The sequence below is a fragment of the Microbulbifer sp. GL-2 genome (assembly GCF_007183175.1).
Classification (GTDB): Bacteria; Pseudomonadota; Gammaproteobacteria; order Pseudomonadales; family Cellvibrionaceae; genus Microbulbifer.
On sequence record NZ_AP019807.1, the window covers coordinates 385,210 to 406,392 of the forward strand.

Consider the following 21,183-nt stretch of genomic DNA (forward strand, 5'->3'; position numbering starts at 1 on the left):
GCGCCCTAGCTAACCTGAGGGCAGCTCCGTTAAGGATATCACTTCAATTCCAGCCTGTGTATAACGCCAGCACAGATTAAAACTACACAATTTCATGCCATAGATACGCTCCGGGTCCCTCTTCTGGTATGCGGGGCGGGGGTCTTGGGCCAACACCTGTTCGATTAAACACGGTAGATTCGTTCCCCAATCATCACGAAATGCCTCAGCTTTTTGCAGAATTTCCTCGGGGATATATACCGGGATCAATTCTGGCGCTGTATCGGCAAATGCGCTCTCCGCCGATGGCAGCGCATCTGCGTAGGGCACATAGGGTTTGATATCCAGCACCGGGGTTCCGTCCACTAAATCCGCACCAGCAACAATTAATTCCACTTTTGGTGAGGTTCGTATTTCCAACAGGCGGACTACAGAAAGACCAATATTATTTGGACGGAACGGTGAGCGGGTGGCGAGCACGCCCAGCTTTTTATTGCCCCCCAACCGCGGGGGGCGAACTTTGGCCGACCACTGCCCGGCAGCTTGGTGAAACTGGAATACCACCCAGATATGGCTGTTCTCTTCGAGCCCCGCCACCGCATCCGCCACATTTAGCGGCGCCAACAGTTCAATGCTGGCACGGCTGGCATTGGCGAGCATTGGCTGCCGGGGAACGCCAAACTTTTCACCAAAGCAGGAATGCACGCGCGCGATAGGCTCAACAACCATGGAAATTCCAGACAGCCAAAAATCAGCTGGGCATTTTAAACTAGTTATAGGTATTTATTTATCAATACCGCCTATGCACAGGTATTTTACTTCCAGGTAATCCTCTATACCGTACTTGGAACCCTCTCGCCCCTGGCCAGATTCCTTTACGCCGCCGAAAGGTGCCATCTCATTGGAGATAATACCCTCATTAACACCCACCATGCCGTACTCCAATGCTTCAGATACACGACAGATGCGACCAATATCCCGTGAATAGAAATATGAGGCGAGTCCGAATTCAGTATCATTCGCCATTCGCACTGCCTCTTCTTCAGTAGAGAATTTGTATAGTGGCGCAACCGGGCCGAAAATTTCCTCCCTAAATAGATGCATCTTGTCAGAGGCATCACCTAGCACCATTGGGTTGTAGAAATGATCGCCCATAGGACTTGGCCCTCCGGCTACCAGGGTCCGCGCACCTTTTTGCAACGCATCCTCTACTAAAGACTCCACCTTCTTGACCGCTTTGGCTGTGATCATTGGGCCAACATCGGTTTTCGCATCAACACCATTGCCCACGGTGAGATTATTAACCGCCTCTATAAACTTACCCAAAAATGCTTCATAAACTCCTTCTTGCACGAAAATCCGGTTGGCACACACACAGGTCTGGCCTGCATTGCGGTACTTACAGATGATGGCGCCTTTTACCGCTTCATCCAGGTCTGCATCATCAAAAACAATAAATGGAGCATTGCCTCCCAGCTCCATGGAAGTTTTCTTCATGGTCTGGGCGCATTGGGCCTGCAATAACTTGCCCACAGCAGTGGAGCCGGTAAAAGTAAACTTGCGCACCAAGGGATTTGAAGTCATTTCGGCACCGATAGCTGGTGCATTCTGCCCAACCACGATATTAAAAACTCCTGCGGGGATACCCGCTTCCTCTGCCAATACAGCCAGTGACAGGGCGGACAGTGGTGTTTCCTGAGCGGGCTTGGCAATAAAGGGACAACCGGCGGCCAGGGCCGGGGCCATCTTGCGGGCAATCATCGCACTGGGGAAATTCCAGGGCGTAATTGAACAGGTAACACCCACCGGCTGCTTGATAACTACAATGCGGCGGTCGCTGGCAGGCGGAGCTATCACGTCGCCATAAACACGTTTGGCTTCTTCGGAAAACCATTCGAGATAGCTGGCGCCGTAGATAATTTCAGTATGCGACTCGGAGAGGGGTTTGCCTTGCTCGGCAGTGAGGATTCTGGCCAGATCTTCGGTATTGGCAATAATCAGGTCATACCAGCGGCGCAGTATTCTGGCCCGCTCCTTAACCGGAGTTGCCATCCAGGAAGGCCAGGCCTCAGTTGCGCCCTCAATGGCGCGGCGGGTCTCATCGGCTCCCAGATCAGCGGGGCTTGCAACCACTTTGCCGGTGGCGGGGTCGGTGACATCAAAAGTGGCACCGGAATCAGCATCGATCCACTGGCCATTAATATAAGACTGGGTGCGCAGTAGCGCGGGGTTAGTCAGCTCCAGCATTGCCATCTCCTTATGGTGTCTTGCCAGATCCCCTTTCAGCGGGAATCAACTGCTTACGATATTAACCCGTAATGCGCCCCTCACAGTGCATCACTGCGAGGGGATTTGCGACACAAAGACCGGCCGACGCTCTGAGAATTTATTTTTTCTTTTTTACAAACTTCATCAGGCGACGTTTCTTGGCTTTCTGCCGGTCTGTCAGCTTGTTTTTCTTATCCGAATAGGGATTCGCACCAGTGCGGAATTCAACTTTCACCGGAGTACCATGCAGTTCCAAGGCCTTGCGGAAAGTCTTTTCCAGATAGCGTACGTAGTGGGCCGGTACCTGTTCCGTCTGGTTGCCATGGATTACGATAACCGGTGGGTTCTGGCCTCCAGCATGGGCGTAGCGCAGCTTGATACGATGGCCATGCACCATGGGAGGTTGGTGCTCACTTACTGCCCACTGCAGGATACGTGTCAGGTGGTTGGTGGACAGCTTATCTGTTGCGCTCTGAAAAGCCGCTTCTATGGATTCGTACAAGTGGCCGACACCTGTGCCGTGCAGCGCAGAGATAAAATGCACATCGGCAAACTCCACAAAGCGCAGACGTCGCTCCAGCTCCGCTTTCACATAGTCGCGGTGCTCGGCCTCCAGTCCATCCCACTTATTCAACGCCACAACCAGGGCCCGACCGGCTTGGATCACACTGCCCATCAGGTGCATATCCTGGTCAACCAGGCCCTCACGGGCGTCGACCACCAGCACCACGACATTAGCGTCTTCCACTGCCTGCAGGGTTTTCACAATCGAAAACTTCTCTACCGACTCCTTGATATTCTTGCGTCGGCGGATGCCCGCAGTGTCTATCAGGGTGTAGGGCTTCTCGTCGCGCTCATAGTTGATATAAACACTGTCGCGGGTGGTACCTGGCTGGTCATAAACTACAACACGGTCCTCACCCAGCAGGCGATTCACCAGGGTGGATTTACCCACATTCGGGCGACCGACGATAGCGATCTTGATCCCGGTGGCCTCTTCAGCTTCCTCGGGTTCCACCACTTCAGGCAGATCCTTCACCACACGCTGCATCAGGGTGCGCACACCGCGACCGTGCGTAGCAGTAGTTGGGAAAAGCTCACCAATTCCCAGCTCGTAGAATGGCGCGAGGGCAATATCCGGGTTGACCCCATCGACCTTGTTCGCCACCAGTAAGGTTGGCTTGGAACGTGTGCGCAGTCGTTCGGCGATCATTTCATCAGCTGGAGTGAGACCGGCGCGACTGTCCACCAGGAACAAGACAATATCCGACTCCTCGATAGCCTGCATGGACTGCTCGGCCATAGCGGCATCGATGCCCTCTTCCCCACCGCTGATCCCCCCAGTATCAACGAGGAGCACTTTGTGTCCGTCAATTTCCGCCTCGCCGTATTTGCGGTCACGGGTGAGGCCGGCGTAGTTGGCTACCAAAGCGTCGCGGCTCTTGGTAAGACGGTTGAACAGTGTGGATTTGCCCACGTTGGGGCGCCCGACCAGGGCGATTACTGGCAGCATACAAATTCTGGCTTTTAGCCTAATAAATAAATACAAACGCCCGCACAAGGCGGGCGATTTCAATTCGCCTGCGGAGCAGGCTCCTTTTGCGGGCCCGAGGGCCCACTGGCGGACATACTGCCCGCCGCATCAATATTGTGCGTTTTTAACTCTGAGCGAGGCGCAGGGCAACCAGCTCACCGTCGTCCGAGAGGACAAACAGCAGATCACCATCCACCAGCATTGGGATACGAACCGCATCGCCATCGACCTGTTCACGACCGATAATTTGTCCCGTATTCGGGTCGAGAACATGCAGGTAACCTTCCAGGTCACCGACAACGACAACATCCTGGAAATAAGCCGGCCCGCTCAGTTCACGACGCAGCAATTCACTGTTGGTCCAAACAATCTGACCAGTGCCCACATTGTAGGCGTTGACGTTGCCGGAAGCACCACTCAGGTAGACATGGCCACCACCGACTGCCACCGCGTGGTGTGTGGATGCATCGCGCGCCCATAGACCGCGCCCGCCATCTTTGGAGAGAGCGACAACACGCCCCTGGTAACTGGCTGCAAAAATCAGGTCACCGCGTACAACCGGTGAGCCGTCGATATCCACAACCCGCTCCAGCTCGGCAGAACCCTGCGGGATTGCCACGCGCTGTTCCCAGCGGGGAATACCGTCACGGGCGTCCAGGGCGATCAACTTGCCATTATCTAGTCCGGCGAGCACCAAACCACCGCTGATTACCGGTGCCGCAGTGCCGCGCAGGGTCAACACCGGAAGAATGGTATTGTGGTTCCACAATTCCTCACCAGTGCCCGCATCCAGGCCAACCAGCTTACCATCTACAGTTTGCAAAACCACAACCCCGGAACCGACTGCAGGTGCGGAAACCACCTCTCCAGAGACTTGGTAATTCCAAAGTTTTGCACCGCTGTTTAAGTCCAGCGCTATGGCTCGACCGCGATAGTCCACCACTACGGCAACACCCAGGCCGACACCGACACCACCGCTCAATTCGATATCCAGGTCAGTTTCCCATTGGGTCTGACCAGTACTGCGTTCAAATGCGATGATTTCACCATCGCTGTTGGCAGCAACTAATTTGCCATCGGCCAGGCCCGGCTGCAGCATGGCGTAGCGCTTCTCGTCGATATCGCCAATACTCGCTGACCAGACTTCGCGCAGCTCGACACTGCTGGTGATTTCCACCAGTTCTACCGGATCGACATCTTCCTTTTCATCGTTGGAGGCACAGGCAGCAAGGGCGATCGCCAGGGCCACTGCAACTGTACGCCCTGCAGCGCGATTGAGAAATCCCATTACTCATCTCCCTCTGGTACTGGCTCACTTTGATTCTGTTCCTGTGCACCTTCTTTACCAGTAACGGCTAGGCTATCGGCCTTGAGGCGCAGTAACTGGGTGCTACCGGCCTGCTCGGGCAGCAACTCGGAAATTGCCTTCTCGTACGCGGCATAAGCGCCGGCATTATCCCCTTTCTGTTTCAGGATATCGCCACGAGTTTCAGAGTAGAGCGCAGCAAACGCCGGAGGTACAGTGCCCTCAATCAATTTCAGGGCCTCATCCGGATTGCCGCGCGCAGCTATCACAGACGCGAGGCGGCGCTTGGCCAGCAATTCAAGGGCAGTCTCCCCGGTATTGTCGATCACCCACTGCAGTTGCTGCTGCGCAGCTTCCAAATCATTACTATCTGCAGAAATGGCAGCCAAGCGCAATGATGCCTGGCTGGCGTAGATGCGGCTGCCAAATTCGTTTTTCAGCTGCTCAGCAAGAGTTTTTGCTGTCGTCAGCTGCTTGTTATCCGGCTGGTTATTGTTGGCAGATACCGCCTCAATAAAATTTTGGTACAGGTCAGAAGCGGCTTCGGCATTGGCGCGCTGGTCACCCTGCCACCACTGATAGCCGAAGTAGCCGGCGAGAGCGAGGACTACGCCGGTAACGATGCCCCTGCCGTTTTCCGCCCACCAGCGCTTTATCGTTTCTATTTGTTCTTGTTCGGTAAGATGCTCAGACATTGGGTAAATCGCCTTTCCTGTGGTTTTCTAACTTTCCCGGCGGGGGCCTCCGCCACCCTGAGTATTTGATCAGCCCTGCAGCAACGCCGCCAGCTCTTTCAACGGGAGAGTCTGTTGCTGTTGGTCGGAACGCAGGTATTTCACTGTAATCTGACCATGTGCAGCCTCATCCTCGCCAATAATCAGTGCGTAATCGGCACCGCTTTTATCCGCTTTCTTCATTTGGCTTTTAAAACTTCCGCCACCGCAGTGTGCCTGCAATCGTAGCCATGGCAGTTCGTCGCGCAACTGCTCCGCCGCGGCCAAGGCGGCTGATTGTACATCACCCACCGCCACCAGGTAGGCATCCACCTGTTGGGTCAGACTTTCCGGCAATACTTCCAGGGTCTCCAGCATCAGTACCAGGCGCTCAACACCGAGTCCGAAGCCAACTGCAGGGGTAGGTTTACCACCCATCTGCTCCACCAGACCATCGTAGCGGCCGCCAGCACAAACTGTGCCCTGGGCACCGAGGCTATCGGTCACCCACTCAAATACAGTCTTGCCATAGTAATCGAGACCGCGCACCAGCTTGGGGTTGATCTCATACTTCACCCCCGACGCATCCAGCAATTCGCGCAGCTGGGTGAAGTGGGCAGCGGATTCCTCATCGAGGAAGTCCAGTAGACAGGGGGCATTTACCAGCAGTTCCTGAGTTTGCGTATTTTTACTATCGAGAATACGCAACGGATTGCGTTCCAAGCGACGCTGGCTATCCTCATCGAGCTGTTCACGACGCTCGTTCAGGTAGGCTACCAACGCATCGCGATAGGCGGCGCGGCTATCGGAATTGCCCAGGGAGTTAAGCTGCAGGGTTACATGTTCACTGATCCCCAGCTGGCGCCATAAACGCGCGGTCATAACCAGCATTTCCGCATCGATATCCGGTCCATCAATACCGAATACCTCAACACCAAACTGGTGGAACTGACGCAGGCGGCCTTTCTGCGGGCGCTCATAGCGAAACATGGGGCCGAAGTACCACAGGCGCTGTGGCTGGATCAGCAAATTGCTCTGGATCGCCGCCCGCACTGTGCCAGCAGTACCTTCCGGGCGCAGGGTGACACTATCACCACTTTTGTCCTCGAAAGTGTACATTTCCTTTTCTACGATATCGGTAGCCTCACCCACGGCGCGGCTGAACAGCTGGGTCGCCTCCAGAGTGGGAGTGCGAATTTCACTGTAGCCATAGCGGCCAAAGAGTTCACTCAGGGTGGCTTCCACATACTGCCAGACCGGGGACTGTTCCGGCATCAGGTCGTTCATGCCGCGAATTGCGCGAAGCTGTTTCAACGCTGTTCCTTAATTTTTAACTCAACTATTGGGTAGTGCGTACGGGGTTGATGCCCACTACGCCTTGGCGATGATATCTGCCTCGCGCTCGGCCTTGGCTGCAGCCTTGTCGCGAATCAGGCGTTCCAGGTCATCCACCAGGTTTTCATTCTTAAATTTGCGATCCGGTTGCCCGTCTACATAAATAGCATGACTTGGGGTGCCACCAGTAAGACCGATATCCGCCTCTTTCGCTTCTCCGGGCCCATTCACGATACAACCGATCACCGCTACATCCAGCGGGGTGGTGATATCTTCCAAGCGTGTTTCCAGTTCGTTCATGGTCTTCACCACATCGAAGTTCTGGCGGGAACAGCTGGGACAGGCAATAAAGTTAATCCCCTTGCTGCGCAGACGCAGGCTCTTCAGCAGGTCCCACCCCACTTTAACCTCTTCCACTGGATCGGCAGCCAGTGATACGCGCAGAGTATCGCCAATGCCGTCGAGTAACAGCGCTCCAAGGCCGATCGCAGATTTCACCGTGCCCGCGCGTAGACCGCCGGCTTCGGTAATCCCCAGGTGCAGGGGTTGTTCGATCTGCTGCGCCAGTTTGCGATAGGCAGCGGTGGCCATAAAAATATCCGAGGCCTTAACACTGACTTTGAAATCCTGAAAATCCAGGCTGTCGAGAATCGAAACATGACGTAGAGCCGACTCCACCAGGGCATCGGGCGTGGGCTCACCGTATTTTTTTTGCAGGTCCTTTTCCAGGGAGCCTGCATTGACACCAATACGAATCGGGATATTCAGATCGCGGGCCTTATCCACCACTGCGCGGATACGTTTCTCGCGGCCGATATTACCGGGATTGATGCGCAGGCAGTCCACCCCCAGGTCGGCGACGCGTAATGCGATGCGATAATCGAAGTGAATATCTGCAACCAGGGGGACATTCACTTGCTTTTTAATTTCCCCGAAGGCCTCCGCAGCCTCCATGCTGGGCACGGATACACGCACAATATCGGCACCGGCCTTCTCCAAACGCTGGATCTGGCCCACCGTGGCCGCCACATCGCAGGTTTCCGTATTAGTCATGCTCTGCACTGATATCGGCGCATCGCCTCCGACAGGTACGTCTCCTACCATGATCTGGCGCGACTTGCGGCGGACAATGGAAGATTCAAATTGCATAGAGTTGACCTGGCAGTATTGCAGCTGAAAAATCGAGGGGGAGATTATAGAGAGATTGGGCGCAAACCTACAGGGTTCGCGCCCAAACCGCGAAGATGACTTCAATCACCGACGATCAGGCGTCGGGTACGGCGGTTACCAATAGGGTCGCTATCAATGGTTTGTTCACGGTAGACGACTTTAGTGGCCCCAGCGTTACCGAGCATCACCTCAAAGGGCGCGCGCCCATCCAGCTCCTTGGAGGTACCGGCTTCCTGTACTCCGGCCAGTAGCACCACACCACCGGCATCCTTGACCTCTATCCAGGAGTCCTCATCAAAACTGAGGCGCAGAGCGCCCTGTAATTTCTGGTCCAGCTGCGCCACCTCAGTGGCAAGCTCCTGCGCGGGTTCAGTTGTGTTCACCTCCGGCTGACTGACAAAAGCAGCTGCGGATTCTGCAGGAGGCTCAGAGGCCACCTCCAGAACGCCGTGCTCAGCGGGCTCCTCCTGAGGTGGCGTGACACCACCCTCATCGCCTGCGCTATTTTCCAGTACTGGGGAGCTCACACTTTGTATTGAAGTTTCAGAAGGACTGAGAGGGGCCTCTTCACTCAGCGCCGCCGGCATGGGCACACTGGGGATAGTCACGGGGCCGCCATAGAGCCACCAGAACACACCACCAGCAGCGAGCAGAGGTAACATTGCCAGCAACCCGTGCCCGCGTTTGCGCGCCGGGCGCAAGGCATCCGCCTTGACCTCTATACGGCGACCTTGGCTGCGTACTTGTGGCTGGGGGCGCGCCCCCTCATAGGCAGTGAGAGCCGGCTCCGAATTCACGCCCAATTCCCGGCAGATATTGCGGATATAGCCGCGTGCATAAACCATTTCGGGCTGGCGTTCAAAAATATCCTCCTCCAGCCACTCAATCGTATTGTCAATAATACACAGGCGCTGGGACAACTCTTCGCGGGACAGGCCCGCATTCTCGCGCGCTGCACGAAGTATGCCGCCGGGAGAGATGGGGGACTGTTGTGTCGGGGATACAGCGTCACCGCTATCGCGGTGCGCAGAACTGCTATCCGTCATTACCACTCAACTCCTGATATTTCAGTGTTTCCGCAGAGTACGGGTACAAATTCTTCAAGGCAAGCGCGTAACTGAGCTCCTTGTCACGATTACCAAAAACCTTTTCGATGCGGATGCCCAGCCACAGAGATCTCGGTGTTTGACGATTTCTCTCGCTGTATTTATCCAGGTACTGTTTGGCCACCGTATAGTCGCCAGCCTCGAATTTCAGCTCCGCTAACTCCAGCTGGGCCACGGGCAAATTCGCGTTCAGGGCCAGTGCGCGGGTATAGGCACGCTCAGCCTCCTCTACCATTCCAAGGCGGCCAGCAGTGCGGCCGTAATTCACCAGGGCGAAGAAACGGCGGTTATAGGTCAGATCTGTGGAGGCATGGCGGAACTGCTCCAGTGCTTCTTTATAGCGTTCCTGCTTGTAGAGAAAAACCCCGTAGTTGGTGCTCGCCATGGGGAAGTTATCACCGTAACGCAGGGCTTTCTTAAAATGAGATTCGGCTACTTTCAGTTCACCATCCGCCTGATACAGCAACGCCAGGCCATGGTGGGCCAGAGGGTTCTTCCTGCCCAGCTCCAGTGCCTTGTTGAAATGACGGCGGGCTAATTCGCGGTTATCACCGCTTTGCAGGTAGCGCAGCCCCAGCTGGACATGGGTCTCCAGAGCCTTATCCAGATTAACTTCTTTACGCTCAGGCAGCCCCGTCGTTACACACCCCCCCAACAACACGGTGAGAAACAGCCCCAAAAACGGCAGGCCAAGAGATTTCGCAGACACAACATCACCTGTAAATTTATTTTTTGTTTATCTATTCTGGCGGGATCGCAGTGACTGGCGGCGTAGGTTGACAAGGCCCGTATTCATTTCGGTATTACAATCCCGAGTGAGCCGGAAAACGACCCAAAAACTGTCATTTAGGCAGCTGACAAATAATAGATGCCTTGCACAGAACCCCGCCGGCTGCATACACCCCTACACCTGTGCTTCCCGCCCCCTATACTGCCGGAAAGCACCGTCCGTTGCAGCCCCGTAATCCCAATGAATTCCATTTAGCCCAAATAAATTGCCCCTTCTTAGATCGCGAGCGTATCACAAGACCGCCAATTATCTTTTGTGTAATAAATCTGCCTACCTGACTTCTAAAGCTCGTTGCCTGCCCGATCCTTCGCTTCCAGCTGCCTGCCATCCGGTCCACCGTCACGGGGAGGAAGCAGGGCTTGGATCGCATTCGAGTTGTTATTCGCGGCATCTGGGTCGGTTAGCGCCCCCAAGAACTTCACCAACAGTTCAATCTCTGTATCGCTCAGGTTATTGGCTCCGCCCCCTCCATTCGCGTTAAGGATATCCTGGGTGAGCGCCAAGCCGTTGGGAGCCACTTTATTGGCACAATCCTGCAAGCCAGCAAATTGCTCCAGCTCACACATTTCGCTGTTAGCAAAATACCGGGTAATTGAACTGGCCCGATCACGGTAGTGTTCAACATTTCTTTTCAGAGTGGCGAACTGACCATTGTGCCCCCAGGGACCGGTGACAGCGACGTTGAGCAGGGTGGGTATGCGGAAGCTGCCCGCCCCATTGCCTCCCAGGTCAGCACCATTGCCGCTCTCGTCCTTGCCGGCACCTATCTGTGGATAACTCACAGCCCTCAACCCTTGATTGGTAAAGAAGGCACCTGCATGGCAGTTCGTACAGCCGGAGTTAGCGGCCATAAAGGTGATGGCCCCGCGCTTCTCATCGCTATCGAGGGCATCCTGGTCACCATCCACATAATCAAAGAAAGGGTTATCGATAAATAGCTGTACCGCTTCATAGGCCGCTATGGCCTCGGCGATGCGACTGAAGTTAATCGCGGAATCACCAAATGCAGCGCTAAATAATTGGCCCCAACTGGCGCCGTCGAGGTTCGCCGCCAGCATCTCCTCGCGGTAGGCAGTAAATCCGCTATCGGAAGTACTGTCGTAGCCAAACTGGGTGATATCACCCATTTCTGCGGCATCGGTAACCGGAAAGTGCGCCTGGGCCATCATCAAAGCCAGAGTGCCGGTACCCACGGCCGCCTCGGTATTATTACTGACATCGCGGGAATCTGTTCTCAACCCACGATCTGTAATAGCCACGCGGTTATCCCAAAAAAGACCCCGGGTCCAAAGTGCTGCATTACAAGTTGGCTGCGCATTTCTCGCTACAATAGGGACCTCATTCAATCCATCCGAGCGACCCGGTCCCACTAGAGCTGGATCCACTGCACTGACGCCAACAGGCATGGAGAGATCATCGCCACCACACCCCATCGCCGGTTGGTGGCAGGACGAGCAGGAGGTATCGCTGCTGGCACTGAGGCTCTTACTGTGAAAGAGGCGCATACCCAACTCCACCATAGCCGGGGCTTGCTCACTGCGAACTCGGGCAGCGAAAGCCCTGATATCCTCCAGATGCTCGGCCATATTATTAAGTTCAAGCATGACCTGCAGACAAGAGTCCAGGTCCGCATCGAGCAAGTCCAGAGCACTGCGCGCATTATTGCACTCAGCAAAGTTGGAAATACGATCGTTATCCACCTCGATGTCCGCACCGCTGCTAAGACCACTGTTGGTAGTATTCAGCAGAGTTCTTGCGCTGACTCGAGACACATCAGTATCGTTGCCGATATTCCCTGCAGTTACTGCGTAGGCGTACTCGGTATTGATCGACAGCCCCTGATCAACGAAATAGTGATTATTGGTTTCGGCAATTTTTTCCCCGTCGCGATAAATGGAATAAATTACATCGTCACGCTCCCAGGAAAGGCCGATACTGGTACCGGAAAAAGCATTGCCGATCAGCTTCGACGGAGCCCCTCCCTGCCCGGAGTCACCTCCCGTATCATTATCGCTGCCAGTATCGCCTCCCGTGCCTGTACCGGAGCCGCCATCGCCACCGCTATCCCCATCGGAACCCGTATCGCCACTACTGCCATCGGTTACGGTATCCGATGATGAGCTGTCATCCCCCCCGGACGAACCCGAGCTGCAGCCCACTGCCAGTAAAAAGAGCGGCAGGATCAATAGCCGCAGCAATATCGCGAAAGACACATCATTGTCCATTCTTTGAGTTTCCATAAAGCCTGATCGACCCCACCAATAAAATACATTTTGAAATAATCTGGACAGGCAATGGACAAGCTAGTGCCCCAAGCGGCACCAAAAGCTAATCTTCCCAGACTCCCGACAAGGAGATTGGGGTAAAAATGATTGTAGTTTGAGTAATTTGCCTAATTAACAGATCGGAGGTTCAGCCCTATTAAGTGAGCACATAGTAATAATTACAGTAGGACACAAACTTTATCCAGAAACCCGCCCAGGTATTTTTAAAAAATACCTGGTTTCGCATATCCCAGGCCGATTCAATTTACCGAGAAAAACCATATGATCGTTATGGCATGCAAGAAATAAGTACAATTTCAAACTACCGACTATGCAGCCACATCTTCAAGAAGTAAATTTCCAGCTTTCGGGGTATATATGTAATTAAGGTAGCGCCTTTCTCCGGAGAGTTCTGTAGAGAGTGTCGCAAACTACTGTCGCAGGCACGGTAATCTCAGACTATGAGAACCTTTCCTCAACTCAAGAAACCCATGACACAATAGCGGTGCCAACTAATGCACAATTGGTGGCCTCTGCAACCCAATGGAAGTTTATATTCCTGGGGGAGTTAGAACTCATGAATTTGAGGAGCAATAGAGGACAGAAGAATTATTATTCTCCATGCCCCTGCATAGAGTTTTTATGCAACTCAATTCACTAAAGATTCAGGCGAATTGTAAATCATAAAATTTTTCCGCTCTGGTCTTTTGCATCCAGCTGCTTTCCATCTGGGCCACCATCACGGGGAGGTATCAAGGCCTGAATTGCATTGGACTCGGTATTGGCAGCATCCGGGTCAGTTAGCGTCCCCAGAAATTGCACTATGAGGTCAACTTCTTCATCACTGAGATTATTGGAAAACTCATCATTACCTGCAAGGATTCTCTCTGACAACGCTAATCCATTTGGAGCTACTTTTGTGGCACAATCCTGCAGACCGGAAAATTGCTCCAGCTCACACATTTCACTATTGGCAAAGTACTGAGCAATTGACTCCCCATGATCCCGATAGTGTTCAACATTTCTCTTTAAAGTCGAGAACTGACCGTTATGCCCCCAAGGCCCAGTGATTGCCACATTTAACAATGTCGGGGCACGGAAGGCGCCAAATCCTGTACGTCCTTCAGCACCCTCATCGGCACCGCTACTATCCGTGCCGATACCAATTTGTGGATAGTTTCCCGGCAAAGGCGCTTCAGTAGTAAAAAATGCACCAGCGTGACAAAAGGTACAACCGGAATCACTTGCCATAAAAGTGATAGCCCCACGTTTTTCGTTATTGCTAATTGCCTCAGGGTTACCATCCACATAGTCAAAAAACGGATTATTAATAAATATCTGAACCGCTTCATAAGCTGCAACTGCCTCAGCTACACGAGTGAAACTAATATCCGCATCACCAAAAGCCGCTATAAATAAATCACCCCAGGATTCAGCATCCATATTTGCTGCTAGTATATCTTCACGATAAGCTGTAAAGCCGTCATCAGCAGTATTGTCGTATCCAAATTGGGTAATGTCCCCCATTTCAGCAGCAGCGGTTACCGGAAAATGTGCCTGGGCCATCAGTAGAGCCAGGGTACCAGTACCTACGGCTTCTTCGGTATTATTATTCACATCTTCCGACCCAGTACTGACTCCTCGACCGACAATAGCAACCCTGTTGTCCCAGAAAAGCCCTCGTGTCCAAAGTGCTGAATTACAGGTAGCCTGTGCATTTCTGGGAACAACAGGGACATCATTCACACCATCAGACCGACCCGGCCCCAGTAACGCTGGATCTACCGCATTGACACCGATCGGCATCGACAAATCATCTCCTCCGCAACCAATTGCGGGATGATGGCAGGAGGAGCAGGATGCATCGCTATTAGCACTCAGGCTCTTGCTATGAAACAGACGCATACCCAACTCAATCATTGCCGGGGCTTGCTCACTTCTAACCCGAGCAGCAAATGCCCGCATATCTTCCAAGTGTACAGCCATCTTATTGAGTTCCAGCATCGCCTGAAGACAGCTATCCAGATCTTCATCCAACAAGTCGACTACACTACGGGCATTGTTACACTCAGAAAAGTTAGCAATACGATCATTGACGATGATGGTTTCAGCACCATTGTCGAGACCTGAGTTAGTATTATTCACCAGGGTTTTAGCAGCCACACTGGTCGTCTCAACTACATCATCCACTGGGCTCGTTGTGACCGAGTAAGTATATTCAGTGTTTACTGACAGCCCCTGATCCACAAAGAAATTATTGGAGGTCTCTGCAATTTTTGTATTATCACGATAGATAAAATAAATTTCCCCTGCCCCCTCCCACGAAAGCCCAATACTGGTCCCCGAGAACGCATTCCCTATCAATTCCTGAGGAGCATTACCCTCTCCGCTATCAGGATCTGTTTCTCCATCAGCATCAGAGTCATCTCCACTGCCAGTTTCTGTATCGCCATCCGATCCAGAGCCCCCAACACCCCCAACAGCATCCTCCACTGAATTATCGTCACTACCGGACGACCCAGAACCACAACCTAGCAATACTAAAAAGAGAGATAGGAAAAAGAGTCGTGACAAGACTCTGGGAATCGCACTTAAATCCAGTTTCTGAGCATTCATAAGTTATAGCAGCCACTTCCATTCATTTTTAAAACTTCTGGACTGTTAACGCAGAGTCACGTGATTTGGTTGACACCAATAAAAATAAATTGAATAGGCGCGATATCAGCAAGACACAAAAGCCATTGCTGTGTAGAAAGACATAGAAAAAATGAAAGTAATTTCTCCTACCGATACTGCAATTAAGAACCAGTAAGATCGGTAGAAGCTACAGGGGCCGGTGCGGACTTTTGCTATTCATCAGCAAGCCGGCCCTGAGTGGATATGGCTGTTAGCCAACAATACGGACAGGGCGTTCGGCGTTACGATAGCGCTCTGAGCGGCGCGTGCGATCATTTACACTGCCAGCCAGCTGGCCACAAGCTGCATCAATATCATCACCGCGAGTGGTTCTCACCGTTACTGTATAACCTTTGTCGAGCAAGATCTGCTGGAAGCGTCGTAAAGCGTTATTACTCACGCGCTGATAATCGGAAAGCTCAAAAGGATTGAAGGGAATCAGGTTAATTTTTACTGGCACATCGCGTAACAGCTCCGCCAGTTGCTCCGCGTGCTCAGGACGATCATTGACCTCGCGCATCAGCGTATATTCGATGGTCATCTTACGATGGGTATCCGGCATACGATCTATATAGCGCTTGGCAGAATCCAACAGCATGGCGATCGGGTATTTTTTATTGATCGGCACCAGTTCATTGCGCAACGCATCGTTGGGCGCATGCAGGGAAATCGCCAGACTTACATCAGTGACATCGGCAAGGCGATCCAGGGCCGGCACTACGCCAGAGGTAGATAGGGTTACACGGCGCTTGGAGATACCGTAGGCGTTATCTTCCATCATCAGGTTCATGGCATCGACAACATTATCGAAATTGAGCAATGGCTCACCCATGCCCATCATAACCACGTTGGTCACCTTGCGCGGTCCTTTCGGATCCAGTTGACCAAAAGACTTACATGCAATCCAAACCTGTCCAATTATTTCAGCTGCGGTTAAATCGCGGTTAAATCCTTGCTTTCCGGTCGCGCAGAAACTGCAATCCAGGGAACAACCCACCTGAGAGGAGACACACAAGGTGCCGCGATCACCGTCGGGGATATAAACCGTTTCGATGGCATTGCCACCGGATACTTTAATCAGCCACTTGCGTGTACCGTCGGCAGAGTCCCATTGCTCAAGCACTTCCGGCGCACAGATTTCAGCCACATCCGCCAGTTTCTGGCGAAGGGCCTTGCTGACATTAGTCATCTCAGCAAAATCATCTACCCCATTTTGATGAATCCACTTTAAAACCTGAACAGCGCGAAAGCGCTTCTCGCCCAATGATTCAAAAAAGGCGGCCAGCTTTTCTACAGAAAGGCCGAGCAGGTTGGTTTTTTCTGTGGTCATTCATTTCACCTCGGGGAAAAGCTGCACCGGTCTGGACGGACCGGTGCGATTGCAACGCGCCAATTAAGCGCGCGGGCAGATTTCGTCGTCAGCGAAGAAGTAGCTTACTTCACGGGCAGCGGACTCTGCAGAGTCGGAACCGTGTACTGCGTTGGCATCGATGCTGTCAGCGAAGTCAGCGCGAATAGTGCCGGCAGCGGCTTCTTTCGGGTTGGTAGCGCCCATCAGCTCGCGGTTGGCGAGGATTGCGTTTTCACCTTCCAGAGCCTGCACAACAACCGGACCGGAAGTCATAAAATCAACCAGGTCTTTGAAGAAAGGACGCTCTTTGTGCTCAGCGTAGAAGCCTTCGGCTTTTTCGCGGGACAGGTGCAGCATTTTCATGGCAACAATGCTCAGACCAGCCTTCTCAAAACGGCTCTCAATTTCGCCGATTACGTTTTTAGCTACTGCGTCTGGCTTGATGATGGAAAGGGTACGCTCCAGGGCCATGGTTATCTCCAAATTGAATTTTTGTAACTGAACTTACATACAGAAAGAGCAACCTGCTCAGTTGCTCTTCCGTGATATTCCTTTCATACCCGCCGGGGGTACTTAATTTTTGATCACCGCATTTCGCGGCCGGCGGATTATACGGGGTATTGATCGACTTTTGTACTCCAATACCAATACCCGGCAAACCCCGTCAACTAATCGCGCTCCTCGATCCACGCGGCTTGGATGGCCTCCAGAACTTTCTCACCACAGCGACTGGGATCGTCATCGAAATCCGGCAGCGCCATCACCCAGTTGCGCAGGTCGACAAAGTTAACCGTGAGTGGGTCTACATCTTCGTGAGTATCACAGAGCTCAATGGCGATATCGTGAATGTCAGTCCACTTCATGATTTGGCTTCCTTTTTAATACCCGTGCTGGTCAGTGTTTTTCTGAAACTTGGTTGATGGTGTACTTGGGAATCTCCACCACCAGGTCCTCATCATCAACAATCGCCTGGCAGGACAGACGCGACTCGGGCTCCAGCCCCCAGGCCTTGTCCAACAGGTCCTCTTCCAGCTCATCGGGCTCCTCCAGAGAGTAAAAACCTTCGCGCACGATCACGTGACATGTGGTACAAGCACAAGCTTTCTCGCAGGCGTGCTCGATTTCAATATCGTTGGCCAGCGCTGCATCAATCACGCTGACGCCGCTCTCCGCTTCCACAACCTTGCCCTCAGGGCAGATTTCGGCATGGGGTAAAAATACAATCTTCGGCATGGGTACTGACTCTCTATGGTCTCAATCCGACGGGGCCTGGCCCCGGCCGCTTATTTATCGAATTCATCCAGGCTGTGCCCCTGCATGGCGCGCTTGATCGACGCATCCATACGCCGTGCGGCAAAGGGCTCGGACAGCTTATTCAGGGCTTCCATACGCTTGCGAATCTCCTCCGCATCACCGCCATTGTGAGCCAGGCGCAGGGCTTCCATGGCGTGCTCGAGTTCATTCAGTTCGCCCTCCCCAAGCAACTGGGCGCCATTTTCGCGCAATGCAACCAGCAGGCTCTCCAGCGTGCGCTCCGCCTCGACCTGGGCCTCGCGCAGGGCGCGCAGGGCAATATCCTCAGCGGCATGGGCGTAGGAATCCTGTAACATCTGCGCAATATCCTTGTCCTCCAGTCCGTAGGAGGGTTTGACGGTGATATCCGCACTGACACCACTGCTCTTTTCCATGGCGCTGACTGACAGAAGGCCGTCAGCATCTACCTGGAAAGTCACACGAATATGCGCTGCACCCGCCACCATCGGCGGTATACCACGCAGTTCGAAACGCGCCAGGGAGCGACAATCGCTCACCAGTTCCCGCTCGCCCTGAACCACATGGATCGCCATGGCAGTCTGGCCATCCTTGAAAGTGGTGAATTCCTGGGCTTTTGACACCGGGATAGTGGTATTGCGCCCGATCAGTTTCTCAGTGAGTCCGCCCATGGTCTCAATACCGAGGGACAGTGGGATCACATCCAGCAGCAAAAGATCATCGCCGGACTTATTTCCCACCAGTACGTCAGCCTGCAATGCAGCGCCGATGGCAACAACCTGGTCCGGGTCAATATCCGCGTGGGGCGCGCGGCCGAAATAAGCCTCGACCCGCTCCCGCACACGTAGGGTTCGGGTCGAACCGCCTACCAGTACCACCTCTTGCACTTCCCCAACATCAATCGCGGCGTCGCGCAGAGCGCGTTTACAGGCGCGCAGGGTTTTATCGATCAGCGGATCCAGCAGCGAGGCCATGGTTGCCCGGTCGAGCACACCTTGCCAATCTGCATAGCTCACCTCTACTTGCTCCACAGTGGCCAGGGACTCCTTGGCGGCACAGGCACTATCGAGCAGCTGGCGCTGGGTACCCGCATCCAGGTCTGTACCCAGGCCCGCCTGATCCGCGATCCACGCGGCGATGGTGCGATCAAAATCATCGCCTCCGAGTGCAGTATCACCACCGGTGGACATCACTTCAAAAACGCCGCGGGACAGGCGCAATATAGAAATATCGAAGGTGCCTCCGCCGAGATCGTAGACCGCGATCACCCCTTCCTCACCCTTATCGAGGCCATAAGCCACTGCCGCAGCAGTGGGCTCGTTTAGCAGGCGCAACACTTTGAGACCCGCCAACCTGGCTGCATCCTTGGTGGCTTGGCGCTGGGCATCATCAAAATAAGCCGGCACAGTAATCACTGCACCATCCAGCTCACCGCCCTCCCTGCCGTAGAGAGCCTCTCGACCACGCCGGGCCAGCTTCTTGAGGATCTCCGCAGATACCTGCACCGGGTTTACCGGGCCAGCCACCGTTTCGATAGAGGGCATTCCTCCATCACTATCGGCAAAGTGATAGGGCAACTGCTCACCGAGGCTTTTGACATCTGCCACCCCGCGCCCCATCAGGCGCTTGATGGAAATCATGGTATTGTAGGGGTCCTGCGCCGCGCGGTTGCGAGCCTCGGCACCAACAGTGATAACGTCACTGCCGTAATGCACCACTGAGGGCAGTATCACCTTACCCTGCTCATCGGCGATGGCCTCTGCCGAACCACTACGCACTGTCGCCACCAATGAATTAGTCGTGCCCAGATCGATCCCTACGGCGTGCTTGCGCTGATGGGGATCAGGGCTCTGTCCCGGTTCGGAAATCTGCAGTAATGCCATTGCTTATCTCTTCTATCATCAGGATGGCGTTGCGAAGGCACTGTCTGTGCCATATCCCAGGTTATTCTTTGTCGTCGCTCAGTAATCACCAGACAGGTCGGCTTCCATCTCCTCTACCTGCCCCTGCAATTTCACCAGAAATTGCAGCTTGAGCAGAGAGTCCTTAGCCAGGGCCAAGCTGTTCGCGGCAAACACCTCTGCAAAAAGCCTCTGCTCGCCCAGGAACAAGCCGCTAACTTCCTCGGCAAGCTCTTCGAGGGCAGCCGCTGGGTTGGGCTGTTCGCGCACCTCTTCGAGCCGCTCACGCAGCAGCATCTGCTGCATCAGAAATTCCGCATCGGCTGTGGTTTGCTCCGGCGGTACTTCCACACCGGCCAGCTTGAGCAGGTAGGCGGCGCGCTGAACCGGGTTGCGCAGAATGGTGTGCGCTTCATTAATCTGTGCTGCCATCTGTATAGCCAGCAGCTGCTCGCGCTCGGATTTGGAAGCATATTTGTCGGGATGGAATTCCCGCTGCAATTCCCGGTAACGCGCGGCAAGTGCGTTGCGATCGAGATCAAAGGCGGGCTCGAGCCCGAATATTTCGAAATGGGTCAGGTTGGTTGCCATCTCAGTTCACCTGCCGGCACTAGGCCTTAAAAACTGGGCGGCGACGCCCCGCCCGGCAGTCATTACCGGGCCAATAAAAAGGCCGGTATGCGCAGCGCACCCGGCCTCGCTGTAACGAGCCCCGATCAGACGTGGAAACTCTCGCCGCAGCCACACTCATTTTTGACATTGGGGTTGGAGAAGGTAAAGCCCTCGTTCAGGCCCTCTTTGACGAAATCCAACTGGGTACCGTCGAGGTAAACCAAACTCTTGGGATCGACAATCAGTTTTACATCGTCCTGCTCGAACACCACGTCCCCGGCTTCTGCCGAGTCGACGAATTCCAGTACATAGGCCAAGCCCGAACACCCGGCGGTCTTAATACCTACCCGGATGCCGATACCTGTGCCGCGCTTGGCCAGCTGACTCTTGATATGAGCCTTGGCGGCCTCGGTCATGGTAATAGCCAAAACAATACCTTCACTGCTGTTGGGCACGCGGCCCGGTCGGATTAACCCGCTGCGGACTCTTTCGCTTCACCGGCATCGGCTGAATCGCCGCGCTTTTCACGAATATCACGCACTGCGGCCTTGATCGCATCTTCCGCCAGTACCGAGCAGTGAATTTTCACTGGTGGCAAAGCCAGCTCCTCGGCAATGGCAGTATTTTTGATCTGCTCGGCTTCGTCGATGGTCTTGCCTTTCACCCACTCGGTAAGCAGTGAGCTGGAAGCAATCGCGGAGCCGCAACCGTAGGTTTTAAATTTGGCGTCCTCAATGACACCCTCTTCGCTAACCTGGATTTGCAGGCGCATCACGTCACCACAAGCGGGTGCGCCCACCATGCCGGTACCCACGTTATCCGCCTTGTCATCCATTCGTCCGACATTGCGGGGGTGCTCGTAGTGATCAATTACTTTATCGCTATAGGCCATGACTATTCTCCTAA

At 53.9% G+C, this 21,183-nt stretch carries 19 protein-coding genes; all 19 read right to left on the reverse strand.

Translation table 11 applies throughout. From position 1 onward, the window contains the following. Nucleotides 1-9 precede the first annotated feature (9 nt). Nucleotides 10-708, reverse strand: coding sequence for a tRNA (N6-threonylcarbamoyladenosine(37)-N6)-methyltransferase TrmO (gene tsaA, locus GL2_RS01760; RefSeq protein ID WP_143729011.1), 699 nt, complete (start codon nt 706-708; stop codon nt 10-12). 54 nt (nt 709-762) lie between these two features. Next, on the reverse strand, nt 763-2,226 hold the full coding sequence (locus GL2_RS01765) for an NAD-dependent succinate-semialdehyde dehydrogenase (protein WP_143729012.1): 1,464 nt from the start codon (nt 2,224-2,226) through the stop codon (nt 763-765). A 139-nt stretch (nt 2,227-2,365) separates the two neighbouring features. Further along, the gene (der, locus tag GL2_RS01770) at nt 2,366-3,760 is read right to left on the reverse strand and encodes a ribosome biogenesis GTPase Der (protein WP_143729013.1); all 1,395 of its coding nucleotides are present in this window, start codon (nt 3,758-3,760) and stop codon (nt 2,366-2,368) included. 145 nt (nt 3,761-3,905) lie between these two features. Then, nucleotides 3,906-5,069 (reverse strand): outer membrane protein assembly factor BamB, encoded by a 1,164-nt coding sequence (gene bamB, locus GL2_RS01775; protein WP_143729014.1) that lies wholly within the window; start codon nt 5,067-5,069, stop codon nt 3,906-3,908. Next, on the reverse strand, nt 5,069-5,782 hold the full coding sequence (locus GL2_RS01780) for a tetratricopeptide repeat protein (protein ID WP_143729015.1): 714 nt from the start codon (nt 5,780-5,782) through the stop codon (nt 5,069-5,071). The genes bamB and GL2_RS01780 overlap by 1 nt, the downstream gene beginning before the upstream one ends. A 69-nt stretch (nt 5,783-5,851) precedes the next feature. Continuing rightward, the gene (gene hisS / locus GL2_RS01785) at nt 5,852-7,114 is read right to left on the reverse strand and encodes a histidine--tRNA ligase (RefSeq protein WP_143729016.1); all 1,263 of its coding nucleotides are present in this window, start codon (nt 7,112-7,114) and stop codon (nt 5,852-5,854) included. Nucleotides 7,115-7,171: 57 nt separating this feature from the next. After that, entirely contained in the window at nt 7,172-8,284 is a 1,113-nt protein-coding gene (gene ispG / locus GL2_RS01790) for a flavodoxin-dependent (E)-4-hydroxy-3-methylbut-2-enyl-diphosphate synthase (protein WP_143729017.1), read from the reverse strand. 101 nt (nt 8,285-8,385) lie between these two features. Continuing rightward, complete coding sequence (locus GL2_RS01795; RefSeq protein ID WP_143729018.1) at nt 8,386-9,351, reverse strand: RodZ domain-containing protein; 966 nt, start codon at nt 9,349-9,351, stop codon at nt 8,386-8,388. Continuing rightward, entirely contained in the window at nt 9,341-10,120 is a 780-nt protein-coding gene (gene pilW / locus GL2_RS01800; RefSeq protein ID WP_143729019.1) for a type IV pilus biogenesis/stability protein PilW, read from the reverse strand. Before pilW ends, GL2_RS01795 begins: the two co-directional genes overlap by 11 nt. Before the next feature lie 362 nt (nt 10,121-10,482). Next, nucleotides 10,483-12,426 (reverse strand): cytochrome-c peroxidase, encoded by a 1,944-nt coding sequence (locus tag GL2_RS01805; protein ID WP_232053736.1) that lies wholly within the window; start codon nt 12,424-12,426, stop codon nt 10,483-10,485. A 720-nt stretch (nt 12,427-13,146) separates the two neighbouring features. Then, the gene (locus tag GL2_RS01810) at nt 13,147-15,081 is read right to left on the reverse strand and encodes a cytochrome-c peroxidase (protein WP_143729021.1); all 1,935 of its coding nucleotides are present in this window, start codon (nt 15,079-15,081) and stop codon (nt 13,147-13,149) included. Nucleotides 15,082-15,352: 271 nt separating this feature from the next. Then, entirely contained in the window at nt 15,353-16,471 is a 1,119-nt protein-coding gene (gene rlmN / locus GL2_RS01815; RefSeq protein ID WP_143729022.1) for a 23S rRNA (adenine(2503)-C(2))-methyltransferase RlmN, read from the reverse strand. 63 nt (nt 16,472-16,534) lie between these two features. Then, nucleotides 16,535-16,963: a nucleoside-diphosphate kinase gene (gene ndk / locus GL2_RS01820; RefSeq protein WP_143729023.1), complete on the reverse strand. Its 429-nt coding sequence runs from the start codon at nt 16,961-16,963 to the stop codon at nt 16,535-16,537. Nucleotides 16,964-17,160: 197 nt separating this feature from the next. Next, the gene (iscX, locus tag GL2_RS01825) at nt 17,161-17,355 is read right to left on the reverse strand and encodes a Fe-S cluster assembly protein IscX (RefSeq protein ID WP_143729024.1); all 195 of its coding nucleotides are present in this window, start codon (nt 17,353-17,355) and stop codon (nt 17,161-17,163) included. Nucleotides 17,356-17,386: 31 nt separating this feature from the next. Beyond that, on the reverse strand, nt 17,387-17,725 hold the full coding sequence (fdx, locus tag GL2_RS01830; protein WP_143729025.1) for an ISC system 2Fe-2S type ferredoxin: 339 nt from the start codon (nt 17,723-17,725) through the stop codon (nt 17,387-17,389). Nucleotides 17,726-17,775: 50 nt separating this feature from the next. Next, nucleotides 17,776-19,647, reverse strand: coding sequence for a Fe-S protein assembly chaperone HscA (gene hscA, locus GL2_RS01835; protein ID WP_143729026.1), 1,872 nt, complete (start codon nt 19,645-19,647; stop codon nt 17,776-17,778). A 78-nt stretch (nt 19,648-19,725) separates the two neighbouring features. Continuing rightward, nucleotides 19,726-20,256: a Fe-S protein assembly co-chaperone HscB gene (hscB, locus tag GL2_RS01840; protein ID WP_172621024.1), complete on the reverse strand. Its 531-nt coding sequence runs from the start codon at nt 20,254-20,256 to the stop codon at nt 19,726-19,728. A 125-nt stretch (nt 20,257-20,381) separates the two neighbouring features. Further along, nucleotides 20,382-20,705 carry an iron-sulfur cluster assembly protein IscA gene (iscA, locus tag GL2_RS01845; RefSeq protein WP_143729027.1) on the reverse strand — a complete coding sequence of 108 codons (324 nt, stop codon included), beginning with the start codon at nt 20,703-20,705 and terminating at the stop codon, nt 20,382-20,384. Between the two features lie 41 nt (nt 20,706-20,746). Further along, a complete protein-coding gene (gene iscU / locus GL2_RS01850; protein ID WP_143729028.1) occupies nt 20,747-21,169 on the reverse strand; it encodes a Fe-S cluster assembly scaffold IscU in 423 nt (140 codons plus the stop codon). Between the last annotated feature and the right edge of the window lie 14 nt (nt 21,170-21,183).